The following is a 16,566-nucleotide window of genomic DNA, read 5'->3' as shown; positions in this document are numbered from 1 at the left end:
TTCTGCCTCAGCCCCGCCTCGCTCCCCCGCTTCTTTTCGCACTCCTCCTGGAGGACACCGTGTCCGGCGACATTCCGCTCACCTTCGCCCTCGCCTCCTGCCCGCCCCACCAGGTCGGCCCCCTCTTCCAGGCCCTGGACGCCGCCTCGATCGGCTCCTGGTGCCCGCATCACGAGGACGGCACCTGCCTGCCCCTCGGCCTGATGGGCACCGACAGCGAGTGGTACGCCGACGAGCTGCGCGAGGCGTTCGCCGCCCTCGCCGACGCCGCGCCGCACGCCGGCTTCGCCGTCATCGGTGGACCCAGCGAGGACGGTCCGGGCCTGCTCCTCCTCCACCACCCCGCCCTCGGCGCGTACCGGCAGGACGTAGCGCCTGAGAACGAGACCGTCTCCCCGCTCTTCTCCCGTGCCCAGCTGGCCGAGATCCTCGCTGTCACCCGCACCCCCGCCGAGCTCGACCACGCGCTCGGCGGCCCCTGGGCGCGGCAGTTCACCCCGCTGCCCGGCGGCTGCCAGTCGCGGTTCCGGCTGGAGGAACTCGCGGCCCAGGCCGAGGAGCTCAGGTGGTCCGTGGCGACGGGTGCCCTCGCCGTGCACCGCCTGATGCGGGACAGCGCCGGGCAGCTGTGGGCCACCGCGACGTGGCGCACGGGCGGCAGCGTGGTGGTCACCGGCGAGGGCGGCGAGCGCAGGGTCACCGATCGGGTCGCCGACCGCGACGCCGCCGATGCCGCCCTCGCCCTCCGGCTGCGGCGGCTGCGGCGCAGCTGACCTTCGTCACCAATCCCCAGCATTCACCGCCCACCTGCCCCTGGAGGACCAGGTATGAGCTGCGAGCAGCCGTTCGTCCGCCCCTTCCCCGTCGAGGACGACGGGGTGCACCCGTGACCGCCACCGTCCGCACCGACGCCTCTCACTCCACCGCCGCTCTGGCCGAGTTCTGCGCGCCGCCGGAGCGCTCGCCGAAGCCATCGCCGCGGTGCCGTTCCCCCTTCGGGCGGTGGTCGGCCCGACGGCCCGCGCCTGCCTCCAGGTGCCGTCCTACAGCGCCGACGACGTCGGCCGGATGCTCCGTGTCGATCAGGCCGCGGCCCTCATGCCCGCCGACCCGGAGCTGGTGGAAGACCCCGCAGGGTTCTACTGGCAGGCCGAGATCCAGCAGGCCGGCGCGTTCCTCCAGGTCTGGACGCGGCTCACCCCGGTCGCCGACGAGGCGAAGCCCTGACGTATCCGCCCGCGGCTGCGGCTCCTCCGCCGCGGCCGCCCCCACCCCGCTGCCTTCACCGGATCGGAGCACGTCCTGACGCACTACACGGCTGCCGAAGTCGCCGCGATTCCCCTGTTCCAGTCCTCCGCGGCCCGCCGGATGCTGATGCCGCAGAACGCCGATGACCACGCACGCCTCATCGCCGACACCGTCTCGGCAGTCTGGACCGCCGATCACGGCGCGGCTGGGCTCGACGTCGTGGTCGGCACGGTCGCGGCAATGGCGTTCCTGCCCGTCCTGGACACCGACGCCGGGTCTCTGGCGGGCACCGTGGCCTGCCTGGACCCGGGCGACCTGTGCGAGCTGCTGGACCGGGCCTGGCAGCAGCTGTACTGGCTGCTTCCCGCGCACGTCGAGAGGATGCGGCCGCTGCGGCGCTGGCTCGACGCCCCCGAGGAGTGGCAGGCTGCAGGCGCCCGGCTGGCCGCTCAGACCTGCATCCGCACGGGGCTCCTGGAGTTCGCCGGCGACCGCGAGCGTGCCCTGGGCTCCGATCTGCTCGGTCGTCTCATGCAGCAGCTTCGCGGGCGGGCAGACAAGGGCGCCGTCGGCGCCTTCCACACCCCTCGGGGCGCAGCGGTGCTGATGGCGGAGATCCTGGCGGTCGATTCCGCCGACGGCGTCGTCATGGAGCCGGCCGCCGGCTCGGGCGCGCTGTGGCGTGCCGTTGCCGCCGATCTGCTGTTCCGCGGCCAGGATCCGGCCGAGAAGACCTGGATCGGGGTGGAGATCGACGCCCTGTCAGCTGCGGTGCTGGTCGCGAACAGCGTGATCTGGCGGCTGGGCCCGGATGTCCTGGTGGCACGCGCCGATGCGATCCGGGAGCCGGACTCCGGTGTCGGCGCGGCTCTGGCGCACCGCGCGGCGGCCTACGCCCGCCGCGATGCCCTGCGTGCAGGCCTGGATCGTCCCGCCCGGCCCGTGACGACCGCCCGCACCCGCCGGGAAGGAGTCCGCTCCTGACGTACGCGTGGCGGTGTGGTTCCCGGCGACGTCGAGAACGCCGCGGCGGCTGCCCTGGACACGCCCCGGGCAGCAGTGTCGCCGGCGGAGCGGGCGGGAGACCGTTCTGTGGCACATCGCCCGTGTCCGCGCCGCGGATCTGGAGAACGAGCGCCGCGAAGGGCCGGAGATACCACCACCGCCTCGCCCGCTGAGCCTCCGCACCTGCACGTCGACCCCACCGGCCGGGGACATCAGCATTGCAATATGAATATATATGATGTAATATGGTTTTCATTGGGGGGTTGCGGCACGGCCGTCCACGCCGCCGGGGATCACCAGTGCCGCCAACCGCGCCGCCGCAAAGGCCCGCCTCCTCGCAAAACATCCGCTCCCCACCCACACCCACCGAGACGGAGGCCGTTTCATGTCGTACGCACCCGTGCTGGTCTGCCTGCCCCCGACCGATCCCGAGGACGTCGAAGCCGCCGTGCAGGCGGCCCTGGACCCGACCTCCCTCTACACCGACGAACAGTGGCACGAACGGACCGACTGGTGCGACGAGCTCGCCCCGGATGCCGACGAAGGGCAGGACTTGGCACCGGATGCGGTGATCGCCCTCCTGGCGGCGAGCACCGACCGCGACTGGCGCCACGAGCTGAGTCCGGGCGGCGTCGTCCGGTACTTCGAGCTCACCGACTGGAACCCGCACGGCCAGTGGCAGGAGTACGAGATCGGAGGGCCGTTCTCCGGCATGTTCCATGTCGCGGCCGGGACAGACCAGGCCTCCGCCAGCCTGATCCGCTCGCCCGGCTGCGCGCAGGGGCGGGCCGACGGCGGGCCGCTGCGCCTGCTCGACTTGGACGCGGGCTGGCGCGAGGCCCGGCGGGCCGCAGCCGAGCAGTTCGACCGGTGGGCCGCGATCACCGCCGGAGTGCCCGGCATCCGCGCGTTGGCGGACGATGACGCCGAGCCGGGGCGGACCAACCCGGCAGTCCAGCCGCAGGTTGCCCTCACCCGTGCAAAGCGGCCCGGAACCGGGGCGGAGGCCCCCGCGACTCTCCTCGCGAATCGCGATCGGCTCATCAACGAGGCCGGACTGGTTGCGGTGACCGCGAGCGCGCTGCTGACCGTGGACGGCGTGTGGCTGGCCGATCCGCAGGGCGGCCACCGGCCCGGTCCGCGCACCGCGGCATCGCTGGCGTACCACCGGGAGGCGAACCTCTACCTCGATGCTCTCGACCCCGACAGCGTGATCGTCCTGGTCAGCATCACCCGCTGACCACCAGCCGACCGGCTCCGCCGATCGCGCAGGCGGGCCGGCCTGGTGCCGTCTTCGCCTCCGGGCTGCCCCGTCGACGACCGCTTGACCGTCGCGCATCTCCCGGCCGTGCCAGGGACAGCGCAAAGCGCCGCCCGCCACCCGAGTCGGCCGGCTCAGAGATTCATCCGGCAACAATCTGCCCGAGAGGAATTCCATGGAAATCGAGCATCCCCAGATGCGCGAGTTCGCGTTCGACAAGACATACGCCGTCACCATGACGATCACCGCCCCGACCCTCGCGCGGGCAATGCAGCTGCACCGGGAGTACGCACCGGAGGAGCTGACCGTCACCCTGGACGACGGCTGCACTGTCCACCTCGGCGCGGGCGACGAGGACATGGAACACGACACCGGTCTGACGCACATCGACGGCGAGGACGCCGCCGACCTCGTCTGTTCCGACGAGGAGTGCTACGAGCTGCACACGGACGACGGCGACTGCGCGGACAGGACAGTCGCCCGCGAGGAGGCCGCAGCGTGAACTCGCCCCATCCGGGGCGGGGCAGCGCCCGGATCCACTTCGACCGGGACCGCCACCCCGCCACCCTGCTCCCGCTGCTGAAGGCCGACGCTCCGGGGGAGGTGCCCGTGTGCGGCGACTGCGCCTTCCTCTACGAGCGCGCCGGAAACCACGGGCCCCGCCTCAAGTGCCGCGTCCGTGCCTCGAAGCGCCGCCCTGGCCCCAACCTTCTGCCGACGTTCCCCGCATGCCAGGGCTTCCAGCCGGCGACCTCCGCGACCGTGCCGGGTGGGCTGGATCCGCAGGTTGGTCACCCCGACACATTGCATTGCAATATGAATGTTAGAGATGTAGTCTAGTTGTCATCTGATCGCGCAGGCCCCTCCTACGAGGCCGCCGACCGCTCCCAGCACCCCACCAACCGGGAGGACGCATGCCCGTCGCCAACCTCGACGCCGCTCCCACCACCACATGGCGGGCCACTGACCCTCTCCGGCTCCCCGTCTGGCGCACCCAGCTCCGGGACTACTTCCGCCAGCGCCGGATTCACGAGCTCCTCGCCCCCAGGGTTGCGTCCTGGGACGAGCGCCACACCCCGTACGTACCGGGGCGCACTGGCCCGCTGACGGCGGCGCGCATCCTGTCACTGCAGGAGTCGCAGCGGCTCGACGACGCCCGCCTCTACTACGTGGACGAGGACATGACCGCGCTGTCGGTGGCCGTCGGTGCGACGCGGCCCGAGGAGCCGCTCAGCATCGACCGCATGCCCTCCCTGGCCGGATTCATGGTCTGCGCCACCGCGCTCGGCTCTTACTGGGCGTTTCATCCCTGCGTTCAGAGCTCATGTTCCGCGCCAGGTCGGGGTTGATTCGCCGGTGAGCCGACGGGTCATGAGGCTGATCATCGCGACGTGGACCATGGCTTCGGAGCGGGCCGGGAGAGCTTCGTAGTCGCGGGCGAGACGGCGGTGGTGCATGAGCCAGCCGAAGGTCCGTTCGACGACCCAGCGGCGGGGCTGGACGACGAATCCCCTGGTGGCGGGGTTGCGGCGGACGATCTCGACGTCGATGCCGAGGGCGGCGCCGTGTTCGACGACGGCATTCTTGTAGCCCATGTCGGTCCAGGCCTTGCGGATGGTGGGGTGCTCGGTGGCGACCGCGGTCAGCAACTGCTTGCCGGCGGCGCCGTCCTGCACACTCGCGGCGGTGACCAGGACCATCAGCAGCAGGCCGATCGTGTCGGTGACGATGTTGCGCTTCCTGCCCACGATCTTCTTGCCGACGTCGACGCCCTGCGAGGAGGTGGGGACGTTCGTGGAGGTCTTCACACTCTGCGAGTCGACAATGCACGCTGTCGGCTCCGGACCGCGGCCCTCGGCGGTGCGGACCAGACGCCTCAGCAGCCCGTTGAGCTGCTCGAATACGCCTTCCTTCTGCCATCGGGCGAAGTAGGCGTAGACGGTTTCCCAGGGCGGGTAGTCGTGCGGGAGGTAGCGCCAGGGGATGCCGGTGCGGTCGACGTACAGGATTGCGTCCAGCAGGTCGCGCAGCTCGTGCTCGGGAGGCCGGCCGAACGCGAGGGCCCGCTCGGTACGGGCCCGGCGCCAGGCGGTGAGGGTGGGCTCGACCAAAGCCCAGCGGGCGTCGGACAGGTCGCTCGGATACGGTCGACGATCCGTCATGACAACGGCATACTGCGGGATTGCCCTGCTGCCCAGGACTCGCGGCACCCGAGGGACAAAAACCCGTGGGCTCGACTTCTTGGGACGAGACAGGAGGAACCGCGCAGTTCCGGCGGACATAGGCGCAACAGCGGCACTCCTGCCACCAGGGCCCCAAGCGTCACCGAATGCCAGCAGCCCAAGCTCCCCAGAAATCTGGATGAACCATCATGACTAAGGGCGAAACGCCCAGTTACTGATCGTTTCAGAATGAGGTTCGGAGTCGTCGCAAGCAGATGATGCTGCAGGCGAGTTGGAGCAGGCTGAGGTGGAGGTCGGCGCGTATCTCGTAGCGGATGCGGAGGCGTTTGAACTGATGGAGCCAGGCGAAGGTCCGTTCGACGACCCAGCGGGTCTTGCCGAGTCCGGAGCCGTGGGCGACGCCGCGGCGGGCGATGAGCGGCTTGATCCCACGCTTCCAAAGCAGGCGGCGGTACTTGTCGAAGTCGTAGCCCCGGTCGGCGAACAGCCTGCGCGGCCGTGTCCGCGGGCGTCCGCACAGTCCCCGGATCGGCGGGATCGCGTCCAGGAGCGGCAGGAGCTGGGTGACGTCGTGGCGGTTGCCGGCGGTCAGGGTGACTGCGATCGGGGTGCCGTGGCGGTCGACGATCAGGTGGTGTTTGCTGCCCGGCCTGGCCCGGTCGACCGGCGAAGGTCCGGTGTGAGCCCCCCTTTCAGAGCCCTGACGTGCGAGCCGTCGATCGCGCAGTCGTCCATCTCCAGCAGGCCCGCGGTTCGCAGCTCGGCGAGAAGGACCTCGTGCAGGCGCGGCCACACGCCGGCCTCGGTCCAGTCCCGCAGCCGGCGCCAGGCCGTGATCCCGCTGCACCCGGTCCGCTCCGCAGGCACGTCCCGCCAGCTCACGCTCTTGCACAGCACGTACACGATGCCGCGAAGGGCCGCGCGGTCATCCGCCGGCAAGCGGCCCGGATAGCGATGGCGCCGCGCGGGACGCGGCGGCAGCAACGGGGCCACCCGATCCCACAAGTCATCAGGCACAAGATCATCCGACACAGGCAGCACTCTGCCGCCCGAACACCTCAACTGCCAATCCCCAGAACCAAACTCATTCTGAAACGATCAGTAAGTACCCCGACGAGCTTCGCGAGCGTGCGGTCCGCGAGGTCCGATCCTCCGGGCGTCCGGTCGCGCACGTGGCCCGTGACCTGGGCATTCATAAGGAGGCCCTGCGTAACTGGGCGCGCCAGGCCGAGGCCGACCAGGGCGACCGGTCCGACCTGCTGACGAGCGCCGAGAAGGCCGAGATTGCGCAACTCCGCAAGGAGAACTCCGAGCTCGGTCGGTGGAGATCCTCAAGGCCGCCTCCGTGTTTTTCGCGAAGGAGCTCGACCAGCCCCGCACGAAGCCGACGCGGTGATCGACCACCGGCGCGAAGGCTTTCGGGGTCGAGCCCATGTGCCGGGAACTTGATTTGTCCGTCTCCGCATACTACGCCCGCCGCCCCCGGCCGCGTTCCGCCCGATCGGTGCGGGACGAGGTACTGCTGGAGCGGATCCGCGCCGTCCACGAGGACTCCGGGGAAACCTACGGGGTCAGGCGGGTCCACCGCCAGCTGCGGCGCGAGGGCATCCATACGGCCCGCTGTACGGTGGAGCGGCTGATGCGCGAGGACGGCGTCGAAGGTGTCATACGCAGCCGGCGCCGCCGCACCACCGTCCCCGAACCGGCCGCTCCCAGGCCGCCGGACCTGGTCAACCGCTCCTTCACCGCCCACCGGCCGAACCAGCTGTGGGTGGCCGACCTGACCTACGTGAGGACCTGGGCCGGCTGGGTCTACGTGGCGTTCGTGCTGGACGCGCACTCGCGAATGATCGTCGGATGGCAGCCCGCCACCCACACGCGCAACCGATCTGCCCCTGGACGCGCTGGAAATGGCCCTGTGGCGGCGGGGCATCAAGAAGGGCTCCGGCCTGACCCATCACAGCGACAGGGGAAGCCAATATGTGTCAATTCGCTACACTGAGCGGCTCGTTGACGTCGGGGCCTCGGCATCGGTCGGGTCCGTCGCGGACTCGCACGACTGTCAGTCTTCTCGCACCGGATCCCGCAAGGATCGGGTAGCTCCGGCCGAGACGGTCTGAGGGGGCTGGCCCGTGTCGGTGTTCATCGGTTCCGTGGGGATCGTGCCGGACGGATTGGGCGGGCTTGTCGGGCCGGTGAGGTCCATCATGTTCGTTGTTGTGGTCGTGTGTCGGTGGGGGGAGGGGGTTGGGTGTTTCGCGGGGGGTGGTGGGGGTTGTTGTGTGCCGGGGGTTGTCCGGACAGGATGTTGTAGGCGTTTCGTCCGGTTTGGGACAAGAAGGTGGTGTGTGGGGAGGGGTCGTGGTCCGGGCCTGTTCCGGGGCTCGATTTCGGGTCGATGTCCATGAGGGCGTCGCCGAGGCCCGTTGCTGCCGTGTCCGTGATGTCCGCCGGGTGGTCGAGCCGGCCCGCGAACCGGGACCAGTCCCCGTTCGCCCGGGCCCAAGCCCTGGCCCCGGACGCCCCGAGGAGGTCGAACGGGTCGAGTGGGTTGTGGGTATCGTCCGGTGCGGGGAGCGCCCAGGATCGCCCGAACATGTCGGACATCCCGAGCGGGTCGCTCGGGTCGAGCATCCCGAGTGGGCCGAACGTCCCGATGAGCGGGTCGGGGGGGTTGTCCGGTGCGGTCTGCGGGTCGGACATGCCGAGCATCCCGAGCGGGTCGCTCGGGTCGAGCATCCCGAGTGGGCCGAACGTCCCGATGAGCGGGTCGGGGGGGTTGTCCGGTGCGGTCTGCTCTGGTGTGTCGAGGGCGGGGAGGGTTTCCAGCAGGCGCAGGAGGGCGTCGATGTTTTGCGGGTGGGTGGGGTCGTCGGCGTCTGTGGTGTCCATGGCGTCGGTGGTGTGCAGGGTGTCTGTGGTGTGCAGGGTGTCTGTGGTGTGCGGGGGGTGTGCGGTGTCGTGGTCGTCGGTGGTCCCGGGCCGTGTCGTTCCGTTGCGGGGTGCTGCTGCTGGTGTTGGTGGGGTGGGTGGGTCGTTTCTCGGGGTCTGGTTCGTGCCGGTGGTGTGGTTGGTGCTGGTGGTGTGGTTTGTGTCGGGGTTCGCGGTGGTGGTGTGGTTCGTGCTGCTGGTGGTGGGGTTGGGGGTGAGGGCGAGCCAGTGGTTTTGGCTGAGGACGAGGGTGTGTGTGGGGCCGGTGGGTGGGGGGAATCGGCCGTCGGGGTCGTCGAGGAGGGGGGCGGTGGTGCCGTTGGAGTGGAGTATGTGCAGGTCGAGGTTGAAGTGGAGGCGGAAGAGGTAGGGGGTGGCGCCGGCGGTGTCGTTGTTCCAGCTGCCGGCGGCGGAGATCTCGGCGATCACCTGTGCGCGTCGTCGGGCGGTCTCCTGTGGGTCCTGGTCGGCGATGCCGACGAATTGCTGGTGCAGGGGGATCACGGGGTCCTCGAGGGCGTCCCACAGGGGGCGGTCGCCCGGTGGGTTGTCCAGTTCCGCGCGCAGTACCTCGGCCATGTGGGCGCGCAGGGCCTGCGGGCTGGTCAGGGAGGGGTCCACCGCGGTGAACGTCTCTGGTGTCAGGGACAGCAGGGCGTGGTAGAAGCAGTCCCCGTCACCGGGAGGGCTGTAGGGGGTCAGCCCGTGCTGTGACAGGTAGGCGATCTGCTCCTCGTTGAGGTAGCGGCTCCAGCCCGGCAGCGGGCCGCCTCCCGCCCCGGCCGGCGCTCGTGTCGGTGCGGTCCGGCGGCGCTTGGCCGCCGGGCCCTCCGCTCCGGCACCGGCCACGACCACGGCGCCCGTGCCGACGTCGGTGACCGCTGCCCGCCGGGCAGCCCCCGCCTTCCCCGCCTTCGCCTTCCCGGCCGTCCCCGCCTTCCCGGCCGTCCCCGCCTTCCCGGCCGTCCCGGTCTTCGCTTTCGCTTTCGTCTTCCCTGTTCCGGCCCCTGCTTTCGCTTGTGCGGTCTTAGTGGCGTGGCGTTGCTGTGGCTTGGTGAGTTGGATGTCCAGTGCTCGGACGACGGCCATGCCGGGCTCGCCGAGGTCGAGGAGTTCCAGGATGTCCTGGGGGCGGGGTTTCTGGTCCTTCCGGTGGTTGTCGAAGTAGCCGCCCAGGGGGAACTTCTGGTTGTGGGCGTCGGTGAAGAAGCCGCCCTCCCCGGGCCGGGCAGCGGCGCCACCGACCCGGCCACCGCGTCCCCGCCGCCATCGCGCGGGGTCGCGAGGTAATCCGCCAGAGCCAGCAACGCCTCCCTCGACGGGACGAACTTGTACGCGTGCCCCCGCGGCTCCCCACCCTGACCGCGGCCCTTGGTGAGGCTGGCGCCGGGCATGCCGGCCTGGTGCAGCGCCTCCACCGTCTCCCGCGTCACCGCGGTCATGCCCGTCCTGACGTTGTAGTACCAGCGCCCGGTGATCCGGTCGTGGTCGGCGTCGGCCGGCCGCACCACCTCGGTCCTGACTGGGAGTTTGCCGGCGCGGCCCGACCCGGCGGCATACCAGGCGTCCAGCGCCCCGACGGCCACGACCGGGTCGATCTGGCTTTTGCCCTCGGGTTCGGGCAGGTCCAGGCGTTCGGCCAGGCCCTCCTTCTCCAGCCTCCGGTACTGCGCCACGGCCACGGAGGGCAGGACCTTGAGTCTGCGCAGTCCCTCGAGGTAGGAAGCGAACTTGGTGGAGTGGTTGTGGGCGTCGCGGAAGGCCGCGTCGGCCGGCAGGTCCTCGACACCCGCACCGTCCGGCAGCTCGCGGAAGCAGTCGATCAGCGCGGTGACGAACTCCTCCGACGGGATGATCTTGTACTCGTGCTTCCGCCGCACCTCCTTGTCCTGGCCGCGGATGAGGCTGGTGTCGGGCATGCCGGCCTGGTGCAGCGCCTCCAGCGTCTCCCACGTCACCGCGGTCTCGCCCCTGCTGACGTTGTGGTACCAGTGCCCGAGGATGGGGTCGTGGTCGGCGTCGCCCGGCCGCATTACCGCGTCCGGGAACGGGAGTTTGCCGGCATGACCGGGGTTGGCGGTGTACCAGGCGTGCAGCGCCCGGGCGGCCACGACCGGGTTGATCTCGTTTCGGCCGGGGGGTGCGGGCAGGTTCAGGCGTTCGGCCAGGCCCGCCTCCTTCAGCCTCCGGTACTGCACCGTGGAGGGCACGATCCTCCCTGCGCGCAGTCCCTCGAGGTAGGGGGCGAGCTTGGTGGAGTGGTTGTGGGCGTCGTGGAAGGCCGCGTCGGCCGGCAGGTCCTCGACACCGTCCGGCAGCTCGCGGAAGCGCTCGATCAACGCGCCGACGAACTCCTCCGACGCGACGAGCCTGTACTCGTGCACCCGCACCTCCTTGTCCTGGCCGAGGATGCGGCTGGTGTCGGGCATGCCGGCCTGGTGCAGCGCCTCCACCGTCTCCCACGTCACCGCGGTCTTGCCCCTGCTGACGTCGTGGTACCAGTGCCCGGTGATCCGGTCGTGGCCGGCGTCGGCCGGCCGCACCACCTCGGCCTGGGGCGGGAGTTCGCCGGCGCGGCCCGAGCCGGCGGCATACCAGGCGTGCAGCGCCCGGGCGGCCACGACGTGGTTGATCTGGGCCCGGCCGGTGGACGATGGCGTGGCGTAGTCGGTGAAACGGATCTGGGACTCGGGAGGCAGTCCCGCGGCGCGCAGCCTGGCATACACCGCCGGGGGCACCGCGGCCTGCCCGGTCTGCACCCGCTGCAGGGCCTCGCCCGGGACCCCGCGGGGGAAGAGGCGCACGGCATCGGCGCCCCCGTGGCTCCCGAGCCATTCGACGACCTCCGCCACCCTCAAACCGGTGTCCAGGAACATCGCGCCCCGGGCGTCGGGCGGCTGCGGATCCGCCTCGATACGGGCCCCCAGACGGGTCAGCGCACGGTGCAACTCCGCACTGCCCGGGACACGGCCGTCGGCGACCGCGCCCAGCCAGCCCTGCAGGTCCACCCCGTAGTCCTGCCTGGGCAGGACCAGCGGCCCGGCGTCCAACCGGTCCAACGACCCGAACATCTGGAACGCCTCCACCGCCCGCTCCAGCCACCACCCCTCCTCCTCCCGCCCGGGCAACCCCCCCAGCACCCCGAGCGTCTGCCGCGCCAGCCCCGCGGTATAGGCATGACGCAGATCCGCCAGCTCCAGCGGTGTCAGACCCCGGGCCTGCGGGAGCCCCAGGACCAGCTCGTCCGTCCACGGCCCCCGCCCGGGTACCAGCAGCACCTCCAGCAACCCGAACAGCCGCTCCCGCTCCAGCGCGTGATAAAACCCCCCGAGCCGGAAATTGAAACCCGCCGGCGGACGATGACCCTCTACCCCCGACCCCGGCCCCGACCACCCCCACACCCCCACCGACAACTCCGGCCCCACCGGCACCACCGGCACCACCGCATCCACCCCACCAGCACCGGCAGCACCGGCCGCCCCCGACACGAACCCAACACCCGACCCCGGCAGAGCAAGACCAGGGCCGGGCAGGGCAAGACCGGGCGCGGAAGGGGTGAACGCGGACAACAGCAGGCCGTCGGCCTGGTCGTCGTCGCCGAACAGATCGTCGTCCGGGCCCAGCGGCCCTCCCATCAGCTCGGCGTGTTCCTCCTCCGCAACAGCGGCCGATCGCGTCGAACGCCCCGCCGAACGCGCATCGACGCCCGTGCCCGCCCCTTCCCCACGGGACGACCCCGCCCCCGCCGTGTCCTGCCCGGTGTCCTCCCCGCGTCTGCGTTTCTTGGCGCCCCCCGGGAGCACGGCACGCCCGAACCTGCGGCCCGGCAGCGCGGCCAGACCCGCCCGGACCTGCTCCGGATCCCACCACAGCCCGTACGCGACCTTCAACGCCACACTCCGGCGGACCCGCAGCGTCCCACCGTGCTCGACACCCATCAACAGAGGCCGCTCCAGGAAAGGACGCAACTCGGCATACGCCTCGACAAGAAGCCGCTCCGCACGAGAGGCCCCCGCCATCTCCCGCAGACCCCGCCACAACCCCTCGGCATCCCCGACCTCCCCCATCCGCGACCCGACGAGCACCCCCACCAAGGCCTCCACACCAGCAAGAACCCCAGCCTCCCCGCCATCCACACCACCGGCACTGCCAATGCCGGGCTGCGGAACATCCCCCCCGACCGGAACCTCCCCCTCCCCGGCCGGAACCTCCTCCTCCTCCTCCTCCTCGGCGGGAACCTCCCCCTCCAGCCGGGGCCGGACAACGGACGACGACCCCACCGACGCATCCGACGCATCCCCGGATCCAGACCGGAGACCACCCGGAAGCGACCAGGAACCCTCACCCCACGGGGCGACGGACACCCTGCCCGCCCCGGCGCCCAGAACTCCGTGCAAGGTCAGGAAGGCCCTCACCGCGGCATCGTTGTCCGCCGACGCCGCTTGCGCGAAGCCCGGCATGCCCAGCAACTGTTCACTGTCCCGCCGCAACACGGACATCTCCTGCGGCGAGGCATCCAACATCACCCGTACCAGCGCGCGGCTGTTCTCGAAGGCCCGCCACAGCGCAGTGCCACCCGCCTCGTCCGATTTAAGGCTAGCGTGGGCGTCCAGGAGGTGATCCAGTTCGAAAGCGGCCTCCTCCTCCATGGCATCCGGGCCCGTCTCCACACCCTCTACCGGGTCCAGAACCTGGTACCGGGTCAGGAATTCCCTCATCCCGTCGTCGTCCTCTTCGGCAGCTCCCTCGGAGGTCAGCATGCCCAGCAGGATGGTCCTGCCCCGCATCTTGAACAGTTCATGCGGCGCGGCAGCGGTCATCACCCGTACCAGCGCGGGGCTGTTCTCGAAGGCCTGCCACAGCAGGGTGCCACCCGCCTGGTCCAGCACCAGGCCGCTATGAGTCTGGACGAGCTGTTCCAGCTCCACGGCTTCCACCCCCGGCGCCGCCGCGCTCTCGGCGACATCCCACGGCCCGGCAGCGGCACCCGCGCGCCGGCCTTGGGCGCCGACCGCCCCACCCGGCTCCACGCCGCCGGGCAGACCGGACGGTCCTGTCACACGGCCCGGCAGCGCGGCCAGACCCGCCCGGACCTGCTCCGGATCCCACCACAGCCCGTACGCGACCTTCAACGCCACACTCCGGCGGACCCGCAGCGTCCCACCGTGCTCGACCCCCATCAACAGAGGCCGCTCCAGGAAAGGACGCAACTCGGCATACGCCTCGACAAGAAGCCGCTCCGCACGAGAGGCCCCCGCCATCTCCCGCAGACCCCGCCACAACCCCTCGGCATCCCCGAACTCCCCCATCCGCGACCCGACGAGCACCCCCACCAAGGCCTCCACACCAACAAGAACCCCAGCCTCCCCGCCATCCACACCACCGGCACTGCCAATGCCGGGCTGCGGAACATCCCCCCCGACCGGAACCCCCCCCTCCCCGGCCGGAACCTCCTCCTCCTCCTCCTCGGCGGGAACCTCCCCCTCCAGCCGGGGCCGGACAACGGACGACGACCCCACCGACGCATCCGACGCATCCCCGGATCCCGCCGACGCCGGCACGCCACCCGTACCCATGACCACCTCGGAGGCGCCAGAGGCGGGTGCGTCCTCACCGGTGGTCTCGATCCGCACGGGGGCGCCGGCTGCGGGGTCTGTGCCGTTGAGCGCGGCCAGGACACGGTCGGCCGCGGTCGAGGACTGCACGTCACGGCGCCGGGCGCTCCCCTCGCCGCCTCCGCCGGCCTCAGCCGCGGTCCCCGGCACGACGAGGCCGTCGACGACGACACGCCCGGCGTCCGAACCCGAAGCGACGGCACCCGAGGCCTCGGCGCCCGAAGATTGGGGGCCGGGTGCCGTCCGGGCCGCGCTCTGCAGGACAGGATCGCCGACCGACCGCATGCCGCCGGTGGCGCCGTCGGCCGCAACACCCTCGACCGACTGCACCCCGGGAGCGGCCGCCGCCGGCGCGGCACCCCGTGCCTGCGGCCCGTTCTGCCCGGCCACCTCCTGCCCAACCAGGTCCGGCCCGGGGCCGACCACGACCGCTCCCCGCGGAGCACTCCGGTCCCCGACAACGGGAACAGCGCTCCCGACAGGGACAGGGATGCCGGCGGGGCCGACCACGGAAGCGGTACCGCTCACCGCCGGACCCGTCCCAGCGGCAGCAAGGCCGGTGAAGGCGGTGCCGGCGGTGGTCACGGGAGCAGTGCCGCTCGCCGTCGGATCCGTCCCAGCGGTTGCGGGGGCGGGGGCGGCTGTGGTGAGCAGGGCGGCGCCGCCCTTCGCCGGACCCGACCCCGCCACGGTGAGGGGCTGGGGTGTCGTGTCCGTGCCGTGGGTCGCGCCATCGCCGGCCCGGCCGAGCGCACCCGTGGGAGCGGCGTGCTGCATCGCAGGACCGGACGGGGCGGCGCCGCCCGACACCGGGCCCGCCGCGGCCGCGGCCGCCGCCCGCGACGACGCCGTCGCCGACCCGGCGGCGTCGACCGGCACACCCACACCGCCCACGTGCACCACGCCGGCGACCGCGGCAGGCACAACGGCGGCGGCGCGAGTACCAGCAGCCGCCGGGGCGCGCGTGTCACCGGAAGCATCCGCGGCCGCGGTCGTGGTCGTGGGTCGTGGCAGCGCGGCAGACGCGGGCAGCGAACTCGCGGACTGCCGGGCGACAGGCTGCGGCCCCTGCCCGGAAGCGTGCCCGTCACGGAAAGCCGCACGCGTGTCACCGGAGTCCGCAGCCGAAGCACCCGCGGCCGAAGCACCCGCGGCCGAGGTCGTGGGCCGGGCAAGCCCCACCGCCGCTGCAACCGCGGTGTCGCGTTCCTGCACCGTGCGCGTCTCATGCCGCTCGCCGTGGGCCGCCGACATGTCGCCATCGGCCGCACTGTCCGCCGCACCGAACGCGGTGACGAGCCCCGGCAGCGAGGCCGGGCCCGTCGCGAGCGCCGCACCCGCAGCGGGAAGCCCGTTCAGGTGGGCCTCAAGACCCTCGAGGCCGTGCCCCTTGTCGAGGCCCAGGACGCCCTTCGCCCACTGGGCGCCCTCGAAGACGAAATGCTCAAAGACACTGCTCACCCCCGAACCCGCGAAACCCACCGGACTGAACCCCCCGCCGACCACCGCCGCAACCGCCGCGCTCTCCAACAAGGCCTCGGTGACCGCGTTCGACCCCACACTCCACGGATGGCTGCGCCCCAACCCGGTCTTCGCCCCCACCGCCTTCGCGAAAGCCGACCCCGACACCACCGAAAGCGCCGGCTTGTGCAAACCCCCGATGAACGCGCCCATCGCACCCGACCTGGCGATACCCCTCCAGTCGTACCCGCGCCGACGAAACCCGCTCGGCGCCCCGTCGATCATGAACGTCTGCGCCGCGAAACTCGTCAACGACTCCGACAACGCCTCCAACGCCGCCGCCGCACCCAACCGCCCCACCCGCGTCAACCGCACCAGCCGCACCAGCAACCGCACCCGCGCCCGCGCCATCAACAACGCCCGCTGCACACCCGCCCACGCCGGGAAGAACGGCTCCAACATCTCCAGAACCACAAGCTCCACGAAAAGCTGCACCAGCTCCGCGACCAACTCGACCTTGCCCTCGAAGATCTGCGACGCCGTACCACGCTGAACCCCCGACACCGACGACACCTGCCCCCGCACCCCGCGCAGCAGACCCCCGCCACCATCCGTGAACTGCCCCATCGCCCGCACGAACTGCTCACGCGTCTCCGAAGGCAAATGCCGCGCCGCATTACGCACCGCATCATCGACATCCGCCTCGAAATCCCGGATCAACGCCCCGACCCGCGCCAGACCCTCCGACGACTCCAACGCCAACGACGCACTCGCCTGCGGAAAAAACGACCCCGTCAACACAAACATCAAAACATCCAACACCGAGCCACGCCCCACCACCGGCTCAGCCACCACCACACAC

Annotated in this window: 9 protein-coding genes and 2 pseudogenes; 8 read left to right on the top strand and 3 right to left on the bottom strand. The window is 71.4% G+C overall.

Annotated elements, in window-relative coordinates; translation table 11 throughout:
* Positions 1-59: 59 nt before the first annotated feature.
* The 6 genes from BX266_RS37830 (at position 60) to BX266_RS37800 (ending at position 4,863) form a co-directional block, all read left to right on the top strand.
* Positions 60-773 (top strand): hypothetical protein, encoded by a 714-nt coding sequence (locus BX266_RS37830; RefSeq protein ID WP_099908870.1) that lies wholly within the window; start codon positions 60-62, stop codon positions 771-773.
* 208 nt (positions 774-981) lie between these two features.
* Complete coding sequence (locus BX266_RS37825) at positions 982-1,227, top strand: hypothetical protein (protein ID WP_099908869.1); 246 nt, start codon at positions 982-984, stop codon at positions 1,225-1,227.
* Between the two features lie 147 nt (positions 1,228-1,374).
* Complete coding sequence (locus tag BX266_RS37820; protein WP_099908868.1) at positions 1,375-2,232, top strand: N-6 DNA methylase; 858 nt, start codon at positions 1,375-1,377, stop codon at positions 2,230-2,232.
* A 406-nt stretch (positions 2,233-2,638) separates the two neighbouring features.
* Complete coding sequence (locus tag BX266_RS37815) at positions 2,639-3,493, top strand: hypothetical protein (protein ID WP_099908867.1); 855 nt, start codon at positions 2,639-2,641, stop codon at positions 3,491-3,493.
* A gap of 196 nt (positions 3,494-3,689) precedes the next feature.
* Positions 3,690-4,016 carry a hypothetical protein gene (locus BX266_RS37810; protein ID WP_099908866.1) on the top strand — a complete coding sequence of 109 codons (327 nt, stop codon included), beginning with the start codon at positions 3,690-3,692 and terminating at the stop codon, positions 4,014-4,016.
* Between the two features lie 412 nt (positions 4,017-4,428).
* A complete protein-coding gene (locus BX266_RS37800) occupies positions 4,429-4,863 on the top strand; it encodes a hypothetical protein (protein ID WP_099908864.1) in 435 nt (144 codons plus the stop codon).
* Here BX266_RS37800 and BX266_RS37795 read toward each other — a convergent pair.
* Entirely contained in the window at positions 4,837-5,676 is an 840-nt protein-coding gene (locus tag BX266_RS37795; RefSeq protein WP_099908863.1) for an IS5 family transposase, read from the bottom strand. The two genes, BX266_RS37800 and BX266_RS37795, sit on opposite strands and share 27 nt — an antisense overlap.
* A gap of 244 nt (positions 5,677-5,920) precedes the next feature.
* A protein-coding gene (locus BX266_RS37790) for an IS5 family transposase (RefSeq protein ID WP_180290879.1) occupies positions 5,921-6,729 on the bottom strand; the annotation gives its coding sequence in 2 pieces (ribosomal slippage) (positions 5,921-6,390 and positions 6,390-6,729; 810 coding nt in all).
* A 65-nt stretch (positions 6,730-6,794) separates the two neighbouring features.
* Here BX266_RS37790 and BX266_RS41435 point away from each other — a divergent pair.
* A pseudogene (locus BX266_RS41435) lies at positions 6,795-6,992 on the top strand (transposase); the annotation flags it as partial.
* A 128-nt stretch (positions 6,993-7,120) separates the two neighbouring features.
* Positions 7,121-7,699 (top strand): annotated as a pseudogene (locus BX266_RS37780) (IS3 family transposase); the annotation flags it as partial.
* A 1,627-nt stretch (positions 7,700-9,326) separates the two neighbouring features.
* Here BX266_RS37780 and BX266_RS41045 read toward each other — a convergent pair.
* A complete protein-coding gene (locus BX266_RS41045) occupies positions 9,327-16,556 on the bottom strand; it encodes a hypothetical protein (protein ID WP_183096898.1) in 7,230 nt (2,409 codons plus the stop codon).
* Between the last annotated feature and the right edge of the window lie 10 nt (positions 16,557-16,566).

It is taken from the genome of Streptomyces sp. TLI_171, from assembly GCF_003610255.1.
GTDB lineage: Bacteria > Actinomycetota > Actinomycetes > Streptomycetales > Streptomycetaceae > Kitasatospora.
The sequence above is the reverse complement of the archived record's forward strand: the minus strand, read 5'-3'. Positions and strand labels throughout refer to the sequence as shown.

Coding starts and splice junctions, on each gene's coding strand:
- BX266_RS37820 (WP_099908868.1), top strand. CDS start 1,375: ATGCCGCAGAACGCCGATGACCACGCACGCCTCATCGCCGACACCGTC.
- BX266_RS37815 (WP_099908867.1), top strand. CDS start 2,639: ATGTCGTACGCACCCGTGCTGGTCTGCCTGCCCCCGACCGATCCCGAG.
- BX266_RS37810 (WP_099908866.1), top strand. CDS start 3,690: ATGGAAATCGAGCATCCCCAGATGCGCGAGTTCGCGTTCGACAAGACA.
- BX266_RS37800 (WP_099908864.1), top strand. CDS start 4,429: ATGCCCGTCGCCAACCTCGACGCCGCTCCCACCACCACATGGCGGGCC.
- BX266_RS37795 (WP_099908863.1), bottom strand. CDS start 5,676: ATGACGGATCGTCGACCGTATCCGAGCGACCTGTCCGACGCCCGCTGG.